This is a genomic window from Enterobacter cloacae complex sp. ECC445, assembly GCF_021892025.1.
Classification (GTDB): domain Bacteria; phylum Pseudomonadota; class Gammaproteobacteria; order Enterobacterales; family Enterobacteriaceae; genus Enterobacter; species Enterobacter chengduensis.
This window is the reverse complement of record NZ_JAKLRZ010000042.1, coordinates 1-15,758: the sequence shown is the minus strand read 5'-3', so window position 1 is coordinate 15,758 and position 15,758 is coordinate 1. Positions and strand designations below refer to the sequence as shown.

Annotated in this window: 13 protein-coding genes; 4 read left to right on the top strand and 9 right to left on the bottom strand. The window is 54.0% G+C overall.

Annotation, left to right across the window (positions count from 1 at the left end; genetic code table 11):
- Positions 1-41: 41 nt before the first annotated feature.
- The 9 genes from bamA to rpsB all read right to left on the bottom strand — a co-directional run bounded on the left by bamA (position 42) and on the right by rpsB (position 10,273).
- Positions 42-2,474, bottom strand: coding sequence for an outer membrane protein assembly factor BamA (bamA, locus tag L6R44_RS23220; protein ID WP_237425542.1), 2,433 nt, complete (start codon positions 2,472-2,474; stop codon positions 42-44).
- Positions 2,475-2,505: 31 nt separating this feature from the next.
- Complete coding sequence (gene rseP, locus L6R44_RS23215) at positions 2,506-3,858, bottom strand: sigma E protease regulator RseP (protein WP_032644133.1); 1,353 nt, start codon at positions 3,856-3,858, stop codon at positions 2,506-2,508.
- 11 nt (positions 3,859-3,869) lie between these two features.
- Positions 3,870-4,727, bottom strand: coding sequence for a phosphatidate cytidylyltransferase (cdsA, locus tag L6R44_RS23210; RefSeq protein ID WP_237425541.1), 858 nt, complete (start codon positions 4,725-4,727; stop codon positions 3,870-3,872).
- A 12-nt stretch (positions 4,728-4,739) separates the two neighbouring features.
- Positions 4,740-5,498: a (2E,6E)-farnesyl-diphosphate-specific ditrans,polycis-undecaprenyl-diphosphate synthase gene (ispU, locus tag L6R44_RS23205; RefSeq protein ID WP_024907522.1), complete on the bottom strand. Its 759-nt coding sequence runs from the start codon at positions 5,496-5,498 to the stop codon at positions 4,740-4,742.
- 186 nt (positions 5,499-5,684) lie between these two features.
- A complete protein-coding gene (ispC, locus tag L6R44_RS23200; RefSeq protein ID WP_237425540.1) occupies positions 5,685-6,884 on the bottom strand; it encodes a 1-deoxy-D-xylulose-5-phosphate reductoisomerase in 1,200 nt (399 codons plus the stop codon).
- A gap of 93 nt (positions 6,885-6,977) precedes the next feature.
- Positions 6,978-7,535: a ribosome recycling factor gene (frr, locus tag L6R44_RS23195; protein ID WP_014882629.1), complete on the bottom strand. Its 558-nt coding sequence runs from the start codon at positions 7,533-7,535 to the stop codon at positions 6,978-6,980.
- 167 nt (positions 7,536-7,702) lie between these two features.
- Positions 7,703-8,428, bottom strand: a complete 726-nt coding sequence (gene pyrH / locus L6R44_RS23190) for a UMP kinase (protein ID WP_008501910.1) — start codon at positions 8,426-8,428, stop codon at positions 7,703-7,705.
- Positions 8,429-8,578: 150 nt separating this feature from the next.
- Positions 8,579-9,430 carry a translation elongation factor Ts gene (gene tsf / locus L6R44_RS23185; RefSeq protein WP_006173611.1) on the bottom strand — a complete coding sequence of 284 codons (852 nt, stop codon included), beginning with the start codon at positions 9,428-9,430 and terminating at the stop codon, positions 8,579-8,581.
- Between the two features lie 117 nt (positions 9,431-9,547).
- Entirely contained in the window at positions 9,548-10,273 is a 726-nt protein-coding gene (gene rpsB, locus L6R44_RS23180; protein ID WP_003856207.1) for a 30S ribosomal protein S2, read from the bottom strand.
- Between the two features lie 321 nt (positions 10,274-10,594).
- Here rpsB and map point away from each other — a divergent pair, with 321 nt between their 5' ends.
- The 4 genes from map (at position 10,595) to L6R44_RS23160 (ending at position 15,485) form a co-directional block, all read left to right on the top strand.
- Positions 10,595-11,389, top strand: a complete 795-nt coding sequence (gene map / locus L6R44_RS23175) for a type I methionyl aminopeptidase (RefSeq protein WP_015572721.1) — start codon at positions 10,595-10,597, stop codon at positions 11,387-11,389.
- A 62-nt stretch (positions 11,390-11,451) separates the two neighbouring features.
- A complete protein-coding gene (glnD, locus tag L6R44_RS23170; protein ID WP_237425539.1) occupies positions 11,452-14,127 on the top strand; it encodes a bifunctional uridylyltransferase/uridylyl-removing protein GlnD in 2,676 nt (891 codons plus the stop codon).
- Between the two features lie 32 nt (positions 14,128-14,159).
- On the top strand, positions 14,160-14,984 hold the full coding sequence (dapD, locus tag L6R44_RS23165) for a 2,3,4,5-tetrahydropyridine-2,6-dicarboxylate N-succinyltransferase (RefSeq protein ID WP_008501915.1): 825 nt from the start codon (positions 14,160-14,162) through the stop codon (positions 14,982-14,984).
- A 111-nt stretch (positions 14,985-15,095) separates the two neighbouring features.
- Entirely contained in the window at positions 15,096-15,485 is a 390-nt protein-coding gene (locus tag L6R44_RS23160) for a DUF3461 family protein (protein WP_008501916.1), read from the top strand.
- Positions 15,486-15,758: the final 273 nt, after the last annotated feature.

The following is a 15,758-nucleotide window of genomic DNA, read 5'->3' as shown; positions in this document are numbered from 1 at the left end:
GTCAGCGCTACACTGCCAACGCATTCCTTTGCCGCGGATTATTACCAGGTTTTACCAATGTTAAACTGGAATTGCTCCGACTTATCTCCATCATATTTCTTAAACGGCTGGGCGTAAGAGAAGACCAACGGCCCCAGCGGTGACATCCATTGTAATGCGATACCGGCAGACATGCGAATATTGCTCGGATCGCTGTAGTCTGGCACGCCAGCATCACGCATCTGGGCGGTATTCTGCCAGTTGGTATCCCACACGGTACCCGCATCCCAGAAGAAGGAGGTACGGACCGAGTTCGCGTATTTATCGCTGATAAACGGCGTTGGGGTGATGAACTCCAGGCTGGCAACGGCCATGGCGTTACCGCCCACCGCGTCATTGGAGCTACAGACGTTTGGCTGGCCTTTACTATCCGTAGCAGGTTTATCACAGTTGTCTTTATCATTACCACCGTAATAGACCGCTTTCGGACCAATGTTGTTGGACTGGAAGCCACGCACGGTACTGGAACCACCGGCATAGAAGTTTTCATAGAACGGCAGCTCTTTGCCGCCTAAACCATCGCCATAGCCCCAGCGGGTACGACCCAGAACCACCCACTTATGATCGTCATCGATCGGGAAGTAGGATGCGGTATCCAGCGTCACCTTATAGAACTCGTTATCGGAGCCCGGCACGGTCACTTTACCGTTCAGGTTGACGCGAGAACCTTCCGTCGGGAAGTAGCCACGGTCGAGACGGTTATAGGTCCAGCCATAGTTGAAGGTGAAGTCATCCGCAGCGAAGCCGTTGTTATCGCTGGTTTTACTTGCTGACTGACCAATGGAGTCCAGATAACGCCACATCGCCACCTGCGGTTGCATGTTGGACAGGTCGTTATGCACGTAACCTAAGCCCGCACGCAGGGTGTTGTATTCGTTAACCGGGAAGCCAAGCGTACCGTCTACACCGTAGCTCTTGTTGGTGTAGGAAGACAGATCCGCGTCGTCTGCTTTAAAGTCGTTATAGAAGATACGACCGCCCAGGCTCACACCGTCAACGGTGAAGTATGGGTTAGTGACAGAGAACTCAGAGTAGGTCTGGTAGTCGTTTTTGGTACCGTTGATACCAACAGAGTAACCCGTACCCAGCCAGTTATCCTGCTGCACGCCGACCTGGAAGCTGACGCCGCTTTCCGTACCGTAGCCCACGCCGAAGTTGAAGCTACCGGTGTTACGCTCTTTCACTTTATAGACGACATCAACCTGATCCGGGCTGCCCGGCACGCGCTGGGTATCGGTATCCACCGTTTCAAAATAGCCCAGACGGTTCAGACGCTCTTTGCCCTGATCAACGAGATCGCTACCCAACCATGCCCCTTCCATCTGACGCATTTCGCGACGCAGAACGGAGTCTTTGGAGGTGTCGTTACCGACGAAGCGGATCTTACGCACGTAGAAACGGTTGCCCGCATCCACATTCACGTGCAGCTTAACGGTTTTATCCGCGTCGTTGATTTCCGGCTGAGTCTGTACGCGCGGGTAGGCATAACCATAGCGGCCGAGCAGCTTCTTAATGCTGTCTTCCATTTTGGTCACTTTGGAACCGCTATACAGTTCACCCGGCTGAATTTTGGTCAGCGATTCGATTTCCGCAGAGTGCCCGGCCAGGTTACCACTCACTTCAACACCCGAAAGCTTGTACTGCTCGCCTTCAGTGATGTTGATCGTGATGTAGATGCCTTTCTTGTCCGGCGTCAGGCTCACCTGAGTCGAGTCGATATTGAAGCGTGCATAGCCACGGTCGAGATAGTAGCTGCGCAGGGTTTCAAGGTCGCCCGCCAGTTTCTGTTTCTGGTATTTGCGATCGCCCACCACGTTCCACCATGGCACTTCATCGCGCAGCTGGAAGGTGGAGATCAGCTCGTCAGTGCTGAACGCGTGGTTGCCCACAATGTTGATCTGCTGGATCTTCGCGGAAACACCTTCCTGGAAGACCAGCTTCAGGTCAACACGGTTACGCGGCAGCGGAGTGACAACCGCTTTCACGCTGGCGCTGTATTTACCGACGCTGTAGTAGAAGTCTTCCAGACCTTTTTCAATGTCTGAAAGGGTTGTGCGGTCCAGGGATTCACCCACACGAACACCGGATGCTTCAAGGTTCTGCTTGAGCATGTCATCTTTCACCGACTTGTTACCGGAGAAAGTGATACTGGCGATCGTTGGACGTTCTTTTACCTGTACCAGCAGCGTATCACCATCGCGCAGGACGCGGACATCCTCGAAGTTGCCGGTGGCAAACAGAGCACGGATGGTGTTACTGATATCATCATCATTAACCGTATCGCCGGGGCGCACAGGCATACTGAGGAGGGCCGCACCAACGGCGACACGCTGAAGGCCTTCGAAATGAATGTCTTTCACTACGAACCCGTCAGCACCGTATACGGTGGCGCTGCTAAACAGCAGCGACGCTATGAGCAACTTTTTCATCGCCATCGTTATTATGCGTTCTTCCTAACTAACTCTCTTACAACCGAGAGAAATCATTGAAAAGTGCAAGCCCCATTAACAGCACCAGCAAAATCGAGCCAATGCGATAACTAAAGTCTTGAACTCGCTCGGATACCGGTCCGCCTTTTAGCTTTTCAATCGCTAAAAACAGCAGATGACCCCCGTCTAAAACGGGAAGCGGGAACAGGTTGATTATCCCAAGGTTCACGCTAATGAGCGCGAGGAACATGAGATAGTAAATCGCCCCGAATTCCGCTGACATCCCAGCCCCCTGAGCAATCGAAATTGGCCCACTGAGGTTGTTCAGTTTCACATCACCGGTTATCAATTTCCCCAACATGTTGACCGTCAGCTTCATCAGTTGCCATGTTTTATCCGTGGCTTCAAGGATGGCGCTGAACGGCCCATACTGGCGTATTGTCTTGTACTCGTCTGGCAGCGGGATCACTTTTGGCACCACGCCTGCAAACCCTTCTGCCTTTTTGCCGACCGACTTCGTATCCGGGATCAGCGTCAGCGAAAGCGGACTGCCTTGCCTTTCAACTTCCAGCGCGAGAGACGTTCCCGGATTATCGCGCACCAGAGTAACAAAGGTCATCCACTCTGTTAATGGTTGACCATCGACTTTAACGATCCTGTCGCCCGCTTGCAAACCCGCTTTGCTCGCCGCCGAATTGGCCTGGACTTCGGCTAATACCGGCTCGATTTGCGGGCCGCGTGGACGAATGCCCAGCGCAGCGACGGGATCCTCTTTGTCTGGTTCGAAGCGCCAGTGACGTAAATCAAGGACTTTGTCCTGACGCGCATCTGAACCAAACGGCGATACGCTGATGGTGGTCTGCGGATCGCCGATTTTGGCTACCAGCTGCAGTCGCACGGCATCCCAATCAGGGGTTTCGATGCCATCAATCGCTTTAAGTTCCATCCCAGATGTAATTTGCGCACTCGCCGCGATGGAGTTGGGCGCAATTTCACCCACCACCGGGCGCACGCCAGGGACGCCGATGATAAACACCAGCCAGTAAGCGAAAATCGCAAAGATGAAGTTGGCTACCGGTCCGGCAGCAATGATGGCAGCGCGTTGTCCAACGGTTTTATTGTTGAATGCGCTGTGTCGCAGCTCTGGCGCGACGGGCTCGACGCGTTCGTCGAGCATTTTGACGTAGCCGCCCAGCGGAATAAGGGCGATGACAAATTCCGTGCCGTGACGGTCGGTGCGCGTCCAGAGTGATTTACCAAAACCGATGGAAAACCGCTCTACGCGCACGCCACAGCGGCGAGCAACCCAGAAATGGCCAAATTCATGCACGGTAATCAGTACACCCAGTGCAACAATGAACGCCGCCAGATTCCAGAGAATGCTCAGCATAAAACCTTCCGTTAAATCGTCCCGAATACCAGTAAAAGCAAACACGCAAACACGGGAACAGCCGCTGTCAGGCTATCAATGCGATCCAGTATGCCGCCATGCCCTGGAATCAGGTGTCCGCTGTCCTTTATCCCTGCTTCACGCTTAAACATACTTTCGGTTAAATCACCGAGCACGGAGGCAAGCGCAGCAAAAATCGAGCACACCAGCAGTATTGACGGTGCCACTTCAAGATTCGCCCAGACGCCGTAGCCCCAGGAGATGATCGCTGCCGTAAACAGGCCGCCGATGAATCCTTGCCAGGTTTTGCCCGGAGAAACCTTCGGCGCCAGCTTATGTTTGCCGAACAGTTTACCAAACATATAGGCCCCGGAGTCAGCCCCCCAGACCAGAATCATCACATAAAGCAGCCAGATCGCACCGCTGTAGTGGTTTTCATCGTAGTGCCAGGCGCGCAGCGCAACCATACCCCAGAAAAAAGGAATAATGGTGAGCAAACCGAAAATCAGTCGCAGCACTTTTGAATGACGCCATAAAGCCGCTGAGCCTGGATAAAAAAGAACCAGCAACAGCGCCGCCATCCACCAGGCCAGCGATATCCACAAGGAACCGGCGACCAGCGGCTGATGAATATCATGATGATATTCAGGCAGCGTAAACAGCATTATGGCCAGGATAAAGCCACAAAGTACCGCAAGCCATACTCGCTGAGAGCGCGAGGTAAAGCCGCTAAACTGTCCCCATTCCCACGCGGCGAGCATGCACACCACCAGCGTGACAATCGCGAATCCCACCGGGGGCAGTAAAAACAGCGCCGCAATGACAATGGGTATTAATACAAAAGCGGAAATCAGGCGATACTTCAGCAAAAGCTACCCCCATCAGGCTTTGTCGCCACCAGGCTCGGTGCCGCCGAAACGACGCTCTCGATTGGCAAAGGCATGCAGCGCACCTTCAAAGTCTTGTTCATCAAAATCGGGCCAAAGAACATCCGTAAAGTAAAGTTCGGCATAGGCAATTTGCCATATCAAAAAGTTACTTATGCGATGCTCCCCCCCTGTCCTAATTACCAAATCCACAGGCGCCTGTTCATTCATGCAGATTTGCTTGCTCAGCGCCTCTTCATCAATTTGGTCGGGTCTCAACAGCCCTTCCTGAACCTGTTCGGCCAGATGCCGAACGCCCTGGATAATATCCCAGCGTCCACCGTAATTCGCCGCGATATTCAGCGTCAGACCGGTATTATTTTCCGTCAGCGCCTCTGCTTTACGAATCCGTTCCTGCAAACGTGAGTTAAAACGACTGGTATCGCCAATGATGCGCAGGCGGACGTTGTGGCGGTGCAGGCTTTTTACTTCGCTATCTAGCGCCCACACAAACAGCTCCATCAACGCTGTCACTTCCTGCAGCGGTCGATTCCAGTTTTCACTGCTAAAAGCATAGAGCGTTAACGCATCAATGCCGTTGTTGGCGGCAAAAGAAACGGCGCGGCGAACGGATTTCGCCCCCGCTTTATGCCCAAAGGCTCGTATCTTCCCTTGTCTTTTCGCCCAGCGGCCATTGCCATCCATAATGATTGCTACATGACGACAGCCATGAGCTGGCAAATTTTCGCTTATTGGTTGATTCGCAGACAACATAACGCGTTTTTTGTCCCTGAAAAGGATTTAACGGTACTCAGGAATACTGAAGCCTATACATAAAAAAGCCGTGTCAAACCACGGCTCACCTGACCACACTAAGTCAAATACCTGCGATCAGGTGGCGCAGACTATATCACTGAAGCCCAACGCTAACAAATAGCACGACGACTAGTGCTTGCTTTATCACCAGCTTGCGAGACGTGTCACCTGTTGGCGCGCAATATTACGCGCAGCTGCATCCACCGCCAGCACCTCTTCCACGCTTTGTGGTTCGCGCAAATCCATCATCTCCAGTACCGATAAATTTAACGCCGCGATATCGGTAAAACGAATTTGCTGATTCAGAAATGCGTCAACGGTAATTTCATTGGCAGCATTCAGTGCCGTTGTCGCCGCCTGCCCCTGATCAAAGGCACTCATCGCAAGCTTCAGACAAGGGTAGCGGTCGTAGTCTGGTTCACTGAACGTCAGGGAACTTAGCTTGCAGAAATCGAGCGGCTTCACGCCGGATTTCACTCGATTTGGCCACGCCATGGAATGGGCAATCGGCGTACGCATGTCCGGCTCGCCCAGCTGTGCCAGCACGCTGCCATCCTGATAACGCACCATCGAGTGAATCACCGATTGCGGGTGAATCAGTACTTCCATCTGTTTCGCTGACGCATTAAACAGCCAGCGCGCTTCAATGTATTCCAGACCTTTGTTCATCATGGTGGCTGAATCCACGGAGATTTTACGCCCCATCGACCAGTTCGGATGACGGCACGCCCGATCCGGCGTCATGGCGCGCAGTTCAGACAGTGGCGTTTCACGGAACGGGCCACCAGACCCGGTAAGCAGAATCGACACTATGCCATTCTGCTCCAGGTCAGCGTACCCCAGGTTTTGCTGAAAAGGTTGCGGTAAACTCTGAAAAATCGCGTTGTGTTCGCTATCGACCGGCAAAAGACGCGCGCCGCGCTGCTTCACCGCATCCATAAACAGGCGTCCACAGGTGACCAGCGACTCTTTATTGGCCAGAAGAACATCCTTACCGGCATCAATCGCGGCAAGCGTTGGCAATAATCCTGCCGCCCCGACGATAGCCGCCATCACCTGATCCACCTCATCCAGCGCCGCCATCTCGCAGGCTGCCTGTTGGCCACTCAGCACCTCGGTTCGGCTGCCCTTCTCAAGCAGCTGAGCTTTCAGCAGACGCGCGCTCTCTTCGTCATCCATCACCGCATAGCGGGGTGCAAACTCCAGGCACTGCTCGACCATCCGCTGCACATTCTTACCGGCCACCAGCGCAGTCACGGTGTAAAGTTCAGGATTATGGCGAACAACGTCGAGAGTGCTGCAACCAATAGAACCGGTTGAGCCGAGGAGTGTTAAATGCTTCATGAGATGCCCGAAAAGTTAGACCAGATAAAAGCAAAACGCCGCCAGCAAGACCCAAAGTCCCTCTGAACGGCGTTTATCAGTGTACGACAGAAATCAGAACTGCATCAGTTCCGCTTCTTTGTCTGCCAGCGCCGCATCAATTTTCTTGATGGCCGCGTCGGTCATTTTCTGAATGTCGTCCTGAGAACGACGATCGTCATCTTCACTGATCTCTTTTTCTTTCAGCAGCGCTTTTACTTTATCGTTCGCGTCGCGACGAACGTTACGCACGGATACACGACCCTGCTCAGCTTCGCCACGCACCACTTTGATCAGATCTTTACGACGCTCTTCCGTCAGCGGAGGCAGCGGAACGCGGATGTCAGAACCCGCAGAGCTTGGGTTCAGGCCGAGGTCAGAGGCCATGATCGCTTTCTCAACGGCCGGGCTCATAGAGCGATCGAACACGTTGATTTTCAGCGTACGGGTATCTTCTACCGTGACGCTCGCCAGCTGACGCAGCGGGGTTGGCGTGCCGTAGTATTCTACGATGATGCCATCCAGCAGGCTTGGGGAAGCACGGCCGGTACGGATTTTGCTGATTTGGGTTTTGAACGCTTCTACGCATTTTTCCATGCGTACTTCAGCATCTTTTCTGATGTCGTTAATCACGTTACGAATCCTTGAAAACTTGTCTCAGGCAGACTATCCGCCAGCACAGCGCTACAGGTGTGCTAAGTATAGTCGCGTTTAATTCATGACAACGCCAAAGGCGCGCCCGGGTAAGATACCACTACAAAATAAAGCGGAATCTTACCTGTATTTATCGTCAACGGAAATTATTCCGTGATCAAAGTGCCTTCTTTTTCGCCCATGACCACGCGACGCAGTGCGCCAGGCTTGTTCATATTGAAGACACGGATCGGCAGTTTGTGGTCGCGAGCCAGCGTGAAGGCGGCAAGATCCATCACTTTCAGCTCTTTATCCAGCACTTCGCTGTAGCTCAGCTGATCGTACATGGTGGCAGAAGGATCTTTTGCCGGATCGGCAGTAAACACGCCGTCTACTTTGGTCGCTTTCAGGACCACATCGGCTTCGATCTCGATACCGCGCAGGCAGGCAGCGGAATCGGTCGTAAAGAACGGGTTGCCCGTACCGGCGGAGAGGATCACCACGCGGTTGTTGCGCAGCAGGCTGATGGCTTCTGCCCAGCTGTAATTATCGCAAACGCCATTCAGGGGGATCGCGGACATCAGGCGGGCGTTCACATAGGCGCGATGCAGCGCATCACGCATTGCCAGGCCATTCATGACGGTTGCCAGCATACCCATGTGGTCGCCCACAACGCGGTTCATCCCCGCTTTCGCCAGACCAGCACCACGGAAAAGGTTGCCACCGCCAATAACCACGCCAACCTGGATACCCAGTTCGACCAGTTCTTTGATTTCCTGTGCCATGCGATCAAGGATGCTTGCGTCAATACCGAAGCCTTCCGATCCCTGCAGCGCTTCGCCACTCAGCTTAAGCAGAATGCGTTTGTACACGGGTTTTGCATTGGTAGCCATGTTTCTTTCCTGAGACTGTCAACGATTAAGATGGGGGTTAATTCTGGCGACATGATATGCCGCAAATCAGCACAGCGATACTGGAGCCTGTCTGATTTCCTGTGACGGGTGACAAAAAGAAGCCGCCCTCAGGCGGCTCCTTTTCAATCATTAAGACTGCTTGGACATTGCAGCAACTTCTGCTGCGAAGTCAGTCTCAACTTTCTCGATGCCTTCGCCCACTTCGAAGCGGATGAAGCCAGTTACGTCAGCGTTGTGCTCTTTCAGCAGCTGAGCAACAGACTTGCTTGGGTCCATTACGAATGGCTGGCCAGTCAGAGAAACTTCGCCGGTGAATTTCTTCATACGGCCTTCAACCATTTTCTCTGCGATTTCTTTTGGCTTACCAGACTGCATCGCGATGTCCAGCTGAACCTGGTACTCTTTTTCTACCACTTCAGCAGACACGTCTTCTGGCTTAACGAATTCTGGTTTGCTTGCAGCGATGTGCATAGCCAGCTGTTTAACCAGCTCTTCGTCAGCGCCTTTAGCCGCAACCAGAACACCGATACGTGCACCGTGCTGGTAAGAGCCCAGAACGTCGCCTTCCAGAGAAGATACGCGACGGATGTTGATGTTCTCACCGATTTTAGCAACCAGCGCAACACGTTCTTCTTCGAACTGTGCTTTCAGAACTTCAACGTCGGTGATTTTGCCAGCAACAGCTGCGTCCAGAACTTTGTTCGCAAATGCCTGGAAACCGCCATCTTTAGCAACGAAGTCAGTCTGACAGTTAACTTCCAGAATGATGCCGTAGGTGCCGTCGATTTTGGTGATGATCACGCCGTCAGCAGCAACGTTGCCTGCTTTTTTAGCTGCTTTGATCGCACCGGATTTACGCATGTTTTCGATTGCCAGCTCGATGTCGCCGTTCGCTTCAGTCAGCGCTTTTTTGCAATCCATCATGCCTGCGCCAGTACGCTCGCGCAGCTCTTTTACCAGGGATGCGGTAATTTCAGCCATTCTTAAATCCTCGGGAGATGTGAACTGCCCGGCCGGGGGCCAAACAGTGTAAATTGAAAAAAGGGGCCGGTAATGGGCCCCTATTCATACACGGTACTAATAAGGGGTAAAACCTTATTATTCAGCTTCTACGAAGCTTTCTTCCGCCTGAGAAGCCAGATCCTGGGAACGGCCTTCACGAACGGTAGCAGCTACAGCGCTCAGGTACAGGCTAACAGCACGGATTGCGTCGTCGTTACCCGGGATAACGAAGTCAACACCGTCCGGATCGGAGTTGGTATCAACGATAGCGAATACCGGGATACCCAGGTTGTTAGCTTCTTTGATAGCGATGTGCTCGTGGTCTGCATCGATTACGAACAGCGCGTCTGGCAGGCCGCCCATATCTTTGATACCGCCCAGGCTGTTTTCCAGCTTGTCCAGTTCACGAGTGCGCATCAGCGCTTCTTTCTTAGTCAGCTTGTCGAAAGTACCGTCCTGAGACTGGGTTTCCAGATCTTTCAGGCGTTTGATGGACTGACGAACAGTTTTCCAGTTGGTCAGCATGCCGCCCAACCAGCGATGGTTCACGAAGAACTGGTCGCAGCTGTTAGCAGCATCTTTCACAGCTTCGCTTGCAGCGCGCTTAGTACCAACGAACAGAATCTTACCTTTACGGGAAGAGATCTTGTTCAGCTCAGCCAGGGCTTCGTTGAACATTGGTACAGTTTTCTCAAGGTTGATGATGTGAACTTTGTTACGCGCGCCGAAGATGAAAGGCTTCATTTTCGGGTTCCAGTAACGGGTCTGGTGACCAAAGTGAACACCAGCCTTGAGCATGTCGCGCATGGAAACAGTTGCCATGTTTAAAACCTCTATATTGAAAGTTGGGGTTATGCCTCCACGTATCCCATATTACCGACCCCGAAGGGCACCCCGGAATATGTGCCGATACGTGTGTGTTGTTACACAAAGTGAGATTTGTCGCTCCCGTCCAGCCTGTGTATCTGAGATGGATCGGAAGTCCGGCGCGCTTTATACCACAAAACACGACCAGAAACCAACAGTTGTTGGCGGAGTGTGCTGTTAATGATTCTCAATTTGGCACGGGGCGTGCCTGACTGATACCATTGACAACACTTAGACTAGTATTGTCGAAAAAATCGACACCGATGGACAGATTACATGGCTATCTCTATTAAGACACCTGAAGAAATTGAAAAGATGCGCGTCGCCGGTCGTCTGGCCGCGGACGTGCTGGAAATGATCGAACCGTTCGTGAAGCCGGGCGTCAGCACCGGTGAACTGGACCGCATCTGTAACGACTATATCGTGAACGAGCAGCACGCGGTTTCCGCCTGCCTCGGCTACCACGGTTTCCCAAAATCCGTCTGCATCTCCATTAATGAAGTGGTTTGCCACGGCATCCCGGACGACGAAAAACTGCTGAAAGATGGCGACATCGTCAACATCGACGTGACCGTCATTAAAGACGAGTACCACGGTGACACCTCTAAGATGTTCATCGTCGGCAAGCCAACGATTTTGGGCGAGCGTCTGTGCAAAGTGACGCAAGAGAGCCTCTACCTGGCGCTGAAAATGGTGAAGCCGGGCATTCGCCTGCGTACCATTGGTGCAGCAATCCAGAAATTTGTGGAGGCAGAAGGCTTCTCCGTGGTGCGCGAGTACTGTGGTCACGGCATTGGTCGCGTCTTCCATGAAGAACCGCAGGTTCTGCACTATGATGCCGATGACGGCGGCGTGGTGCTGCAAAAAGGCATGACCTTTACCATTGAGCCAATGGTCAACGCGGGTGACTACCGTATCCGCACCATGAAAGACGGCTGGACGGTGAAAACCAAAGACCGAAGCTTGTCTGCGCAGTACGAGCATACTATTGTGGTAACGGACAACGGCTGCGAAATTATGACGTTGCGCAAGGATGACACCATCCCGGCGATACTGACGAACATTGAGTGATAAGAAGCCGGCAAATGCCGGCTTTTTTAATGGCGATAGCTTTTTCTTATGGGTGGCGCACGATGAGTAATCTTTTACCCGAACAGTATGCTAACACAGCCCTTCCCACCCTCCCCGACCAGCCCGATAACCCGGGCGTCTGGCCATCGCACGAGCTGACCTGCGCGCACATTAAAGCCCACATGGAAACGTTCCATCGCTGGCTGGGCAGCGCGTTTGACGCCGGCGTGTCCGCCGAGCAGCTCATTGAAGCACGTACCGAATTTATCGACCAGCTGCTGCAGCGTCTGTGGATTGAGTACGGATTCGGACAGGTAAGCGACGTCGCGCTGGTCGCGGTCGGGGGCTATGGCCGCGGAGAGCTGCATCCGCTTTCCGATATCGATCTGCTGATCTTAAGCCGCAAAAAGCTGCCGGACGAACAGGCGCAAAAAATTGGCGAGCTGCTGACCCTGCTCTGGGACGTGAAGCTGGAAGTCGGCCACAGCGTGCGCTCCCTGGAAGAGTGCCTGCTGGAAGGATTATCTGATCTGACCGTCGCCACCAACCTGATTGAAACCCGTCTGCTGATCGGTGACGTCGCGCTGTTCCTGGAGCTGCAAAAACACATCTTCAGCGACGGCTTCTGGCCGTCAGAAAAGTTCTTCGCCGCGAAGGTCGAGGAGCAAAACCAGCGCCACCAGCGCTACCACGGCACCAGCTACAATCTTGAACCCGATATTAAAAGCAGCCCCGGCGGCCTGCGCGATATCCACACGCTGCAGTGGGTCGCCCGCCGCCATTTTGGCGCCACCTCGCTGGACGAGATGGTCGGCTTTGGCTTCTTAACCGAGGCCGAGCGTAACGAGCTGAACGAGTGCCTGCACCTGCTCTGGCGCATCCGCTTTGCTCTGCATCTGGAGGTCACCCGCTACGATAACCGCCTGCTGTTTGACCGCCAGCTCAGCGTAGCCCAGCGGCTGAATTATCAGGGCGAAGGTAACGAACCGGTTGAGCAGATGATGAAGGATTTCTTCCGCGTCACCCGCCGGGTGACCGAGCTGAACCAGATGCTGTTGCAGCTGTTCGACGAGGCCATTCTCGCCCTGACGGCGGACGAAAAGCCGCGCCCGATTGATGACGAATTCCAGCTGCGCGGCACGCTTATCGATCTGCGCGACGACACGCTGTTTATCCGCGAGCCGGAAGCGATTCTGCGGATGTTTTATACCATGGTGCGCAACAGCACCATCACCGGGATCTACTCCACCACCCTGCGCCATCTTCGCCACGCGCGTCGCCATCTGACGCAGCCGCTGTGCTATATCCCGGAAGCGCGCTCGCTGTTCCTGAGCATGCTGCGCCACCCGGGCGCCGTCAGCCGCGGCCTGCTGCCAATGCACCGCCACAGCGTGCTGTGGGCCTATATGCCGCAGTGGTCGCACATCGTCGGGCAAATGCAGTTCGATCTGTTCCACGCCTATACGGTGGATGAACACACGATCCGCGTGATGCTCAAGCTGGAAAGCTTTGCAAAAGAAGAGACGCGATCCCGCCACCCGCTGTGCGTGGAGCTGTGGCCGCGGCTCACCCATCCGGAACTGATCCTGATTGCCGCCCTGTTCCACGACATCGCCAAAGGCCGCGGCGGTGACCACTCGGTGCTCGGCGCGCAGGACGTGCTGAAATTTGCCGAGCTGCATGGGTTTAACTCGCGCGAAACGCAGCTGGTCGCCTGGCTGGTGCGTCATCACCTGCTGATGTCGGTCACCGCGCAGCGTCGTGATATTCAGGATCCGGAGGTGATCAAGCAGTTCGCCGAAGAGGTCCAGACGGAAAACCGTCTGCGCTATCTGGTCTGCCTGACGGTGGCCGATATCTGCGCCACCAACGAAACCCTGTGGAACAGCTGGAAGCAGAGCCTGCTGCGCGAGCTGTACTTCGCCACCGAAAAACAGCTGCGTCGCGGGATGCAAAATACCCCGGACATGCGCGAGCGCGTGCGTCATCACCAGCTTCAGGCGCTGGCGCTGCTGCGGATGGATAACATTGATGAAGAGGCGCTGCATCAGATTTGGGCCCGCTGTCGCGCCAACTATTTTGTCCGCCACAGCCCAAACCAGCTTGCGTGGCACGCGCGGCATCTGCTCAAGCACGATCTCTCCCAGCCGATGATTCTGCTCAGCCCGCAGGCCACCCGCGGCGGAACGGAGATTTTCATCTGGAGCCCTGACCGACCTTATCTGTTTGCTGCGGTCTGCGCCGAGCTGGACAGGCGTAACCTGAGCGTTCACGACGCGCAGATTTTCACTACCCGCGACGGCATGGCGATGGACACCTTTATCGTGCTGGAGCCGGACGGCAGCCCGCTGTCGTCGGACAGGCATGAAGGGATCCGTTTTGGTCTGGAGCAGGCCATTACCCAGCGCAGCTGGCAGCCCCCGCAGCCGCGTCGCCAGCCGGCGAAATTGCGCCACTTTACCGTCGATACCGAGGTCAATTTCCTGCCGACCCACACCGACCGCAAATCGTTCCTCGAGCTGATCGCGCTCGACCAGCCGGGGCTGCTTGCCCGCGTCGGCCAGGTTTTTGCCGATCTGGGAATTTCGCTTCATGGGGCTCGAATTACAACCATTGGCGAGCGAGTAGAAGATTTATTTATAATCGCGACAGCGGACCGGCGTGCCCTTAATAATGACCTGCAGCTTGAAGTGCAACAACGGTTGACAGCAGCCCTCAATCCAAACGATAAAGGGTGATATGTTTTTTAGTGAAATGGAAAGAGTAAACAATGCAGCAGTTACAGAACGTTATTGAGTCCGCTTTTGAGCGTCGCGCCGAGATTACCCCGGCAAATGTGGATACCGTGACCCGTGAAGCGGTAAACCAGGTGATTTCCCTGCTGGATTCCGGCGCGCTGCGCGTGGCAGAAAAAATCGACGGTCAGTGGGTCACTCATCAATGGCTGAAGAAAGCCGTGCTGCTCTCTTTCCGCATCAACGATAACCAGGTTATTGATGGCGCAGAAAGCCGCTACTTCGATAAAGTGCCGATGAAGTTCGCTGACTACGACGAAGCGCGTTTCCAGAAAGAAGGCTTCCGCGTGGTGCCGCCTGCGGCAGTACGCCAGGGCGCATTCATCGCCCGCAACACCGTGCTGATGCCATCCTATGTGAACATCGGCGCTTACGTTGATGAAGGCACCATGGTTGATACATGGGCCACCGTGGGTTCCTGCGCGCAGATCGGTAAAAACGTTCACCTGTCCGGCGGCGTGGGCATCGGTGGCGTACTGGAGCCCCTGCAGGCTAACCCAACCATTATCGAAGACAACTGCTTCATCGGCGCGCGCTCCGAAGTGGTTGAAGGCGTGATCGTTGAAGAAGGTTCCGTGATCTCCATGGGCGTTTACATCGGTCAGAGCACCCGTATTTACGACCGTGAAACCGGCGAAGTTCACTACGGTCGCGTTCCGGCCGGCTCCGTGGTGGTTTCCGGCAACCTGCCGTCAAAAGATGGCAAATACAGCCTCTACTGTGCGGTTATCGTGAAGAAAGTGGATGCGAAAACGCGCGGTAAAGTGGGCATCAACGAATTGCTGCGCACCATCGATTAATCGGGTATAACAAAAAGCGGGGGCAACCCCGCTTTTTTTATATCTGAGGGTGGCGAAAATAGATTTTTTCGTTAATTATTCAAAGGTTATGTTGAGATCAAGGGTACCGCTATGTACGATAATCTGAAAAGTCTGGGCATTACCAATCCTGATGAAATTGATCGTTACAGCCTCCGTCAGGAAGCCAATAACGATATTTTGAAAATCTATTTTCACAAGGACAAAGGAGAGTTTTTCGCCAAAAGCGTGAAGTTTAAATACCCGCGCCAGCGTAAGACCGTTGTTGCTGACGGCGTAGGTCAGGGATACAAAGAAGTACAGGAAATCAGCCCTAACCTGCGCTATGTGATCGATGAACTCGATCAGATCTGCCAGCGCGACCGCACCGAAGTCGATCTCAAGCGTAAGATCCTTGACGATCTGCGTCACCTTGAAAGCGTTGTGACCAACAAGATCAGCGAAATTGAAGCGGATCTTGAGAAATTAACCCGCAACAAATGAGTTGGGTGCAGCCTGATGCCCTCACCCCAGCCCTCTCCCACAGGGCTGGGGAATCCCCAGTAATTTTTTTAACTGAAGCGACGTATCTAGCATCAGGATTATGAATGCCTTACAGCAATGACCTGGTCCGGCTGTAAATCGCCGAAGCGCTTCCTGCAGGCCGGGGCGAGGCGCATGGATGCGCCGAGAGGGCGGCCTTTACAGGGACGTTACCTCCGCCCGTCCCCGATAAGCCGGAAGGAATAAGCTGAGGGCACCGCGAAGCGGCGATTT

What these genes read in the sequence shown, in the direction of transcription:
- tsf (WP_006173611.1), bottom strand. Translation starts at nt 9,430, where the DNA reads ATGGCTGAAATTACCGCATCCCTGGTAAAAGAGCTGCGCGAGCGTACT.
- rpsB (WP_003856207.1), bottom strand. Translation starts at nt 10,273, where the DNA reads ATGGCAACTGTTTCCATGCGCGACATGCTCAAGGCTGGTGTTCACTTT.
- ispU (WP_024907522.1), bottom strand. Translation starts at nt 5,498, where the DNA reads ATGTTGTCTGCGAATCAACCAATAAGCGAAAATTTGCCAGCTCATGGC.
- ispC (WP_237425540.1), bottom strand. Translation starts at nt 6,884, where the DNA reads ATGAAGCATTTAACACTCCTCGGCTCAACCGGTTCTATTGGTTGCAGC.
- rseP (WP_032644133.1), bottom strand. Translation starts at nt 3,858, where the DNA reads ATGCTGAGCATTCTCTGGAATCTGGCGGCGTTCATTGTTGCACTGGGT.
- bamA (WP_237425542.1), bottom strand. Translation starts at nt 2,474, where the DNA reads ATGGCGATGAAAAAGTTGCTCATAGCGTCGCTGCTGTTTAGCAGCGCC.
- dapD (WP_008501915.1), top strand. Translation starts at nt 14,160, where the DNA reads ATGCAGCAGTTACAGAACGTTATTGAGTCCGCTTTTGAGCGTCGCGCC.
- glnD (WP_237425539.1), top strand. Translation starts at nt 11,452, where the DNA reads ATGAGTAATCTTTTACCCGAACAGTATGCTAACACAGCCCTTCCCACC.
- map (WP_015572721.1), top strand. Translation starts at nt 10,595, where the DNA reads ATGGCTATCTCTATTAAGACACCTGAAGAAATTGAAAAGATGCGCGTC.
- L6R44_RS23160 (WP_008501916.1), top strand. Translation starts at nt 15,096, where the DNA reads ATGTACGATAATCTGAAAAGTCTGGGCATTACCAATCCTGATGAAATT.
- pyrH (WP_008501910.1), bottom strand. Translation starts at nt 8,428, where the DNA reads ATGGCTACCAATGCAAAACCCGTGTACAAACGCATTCTGCTTAAGCTG.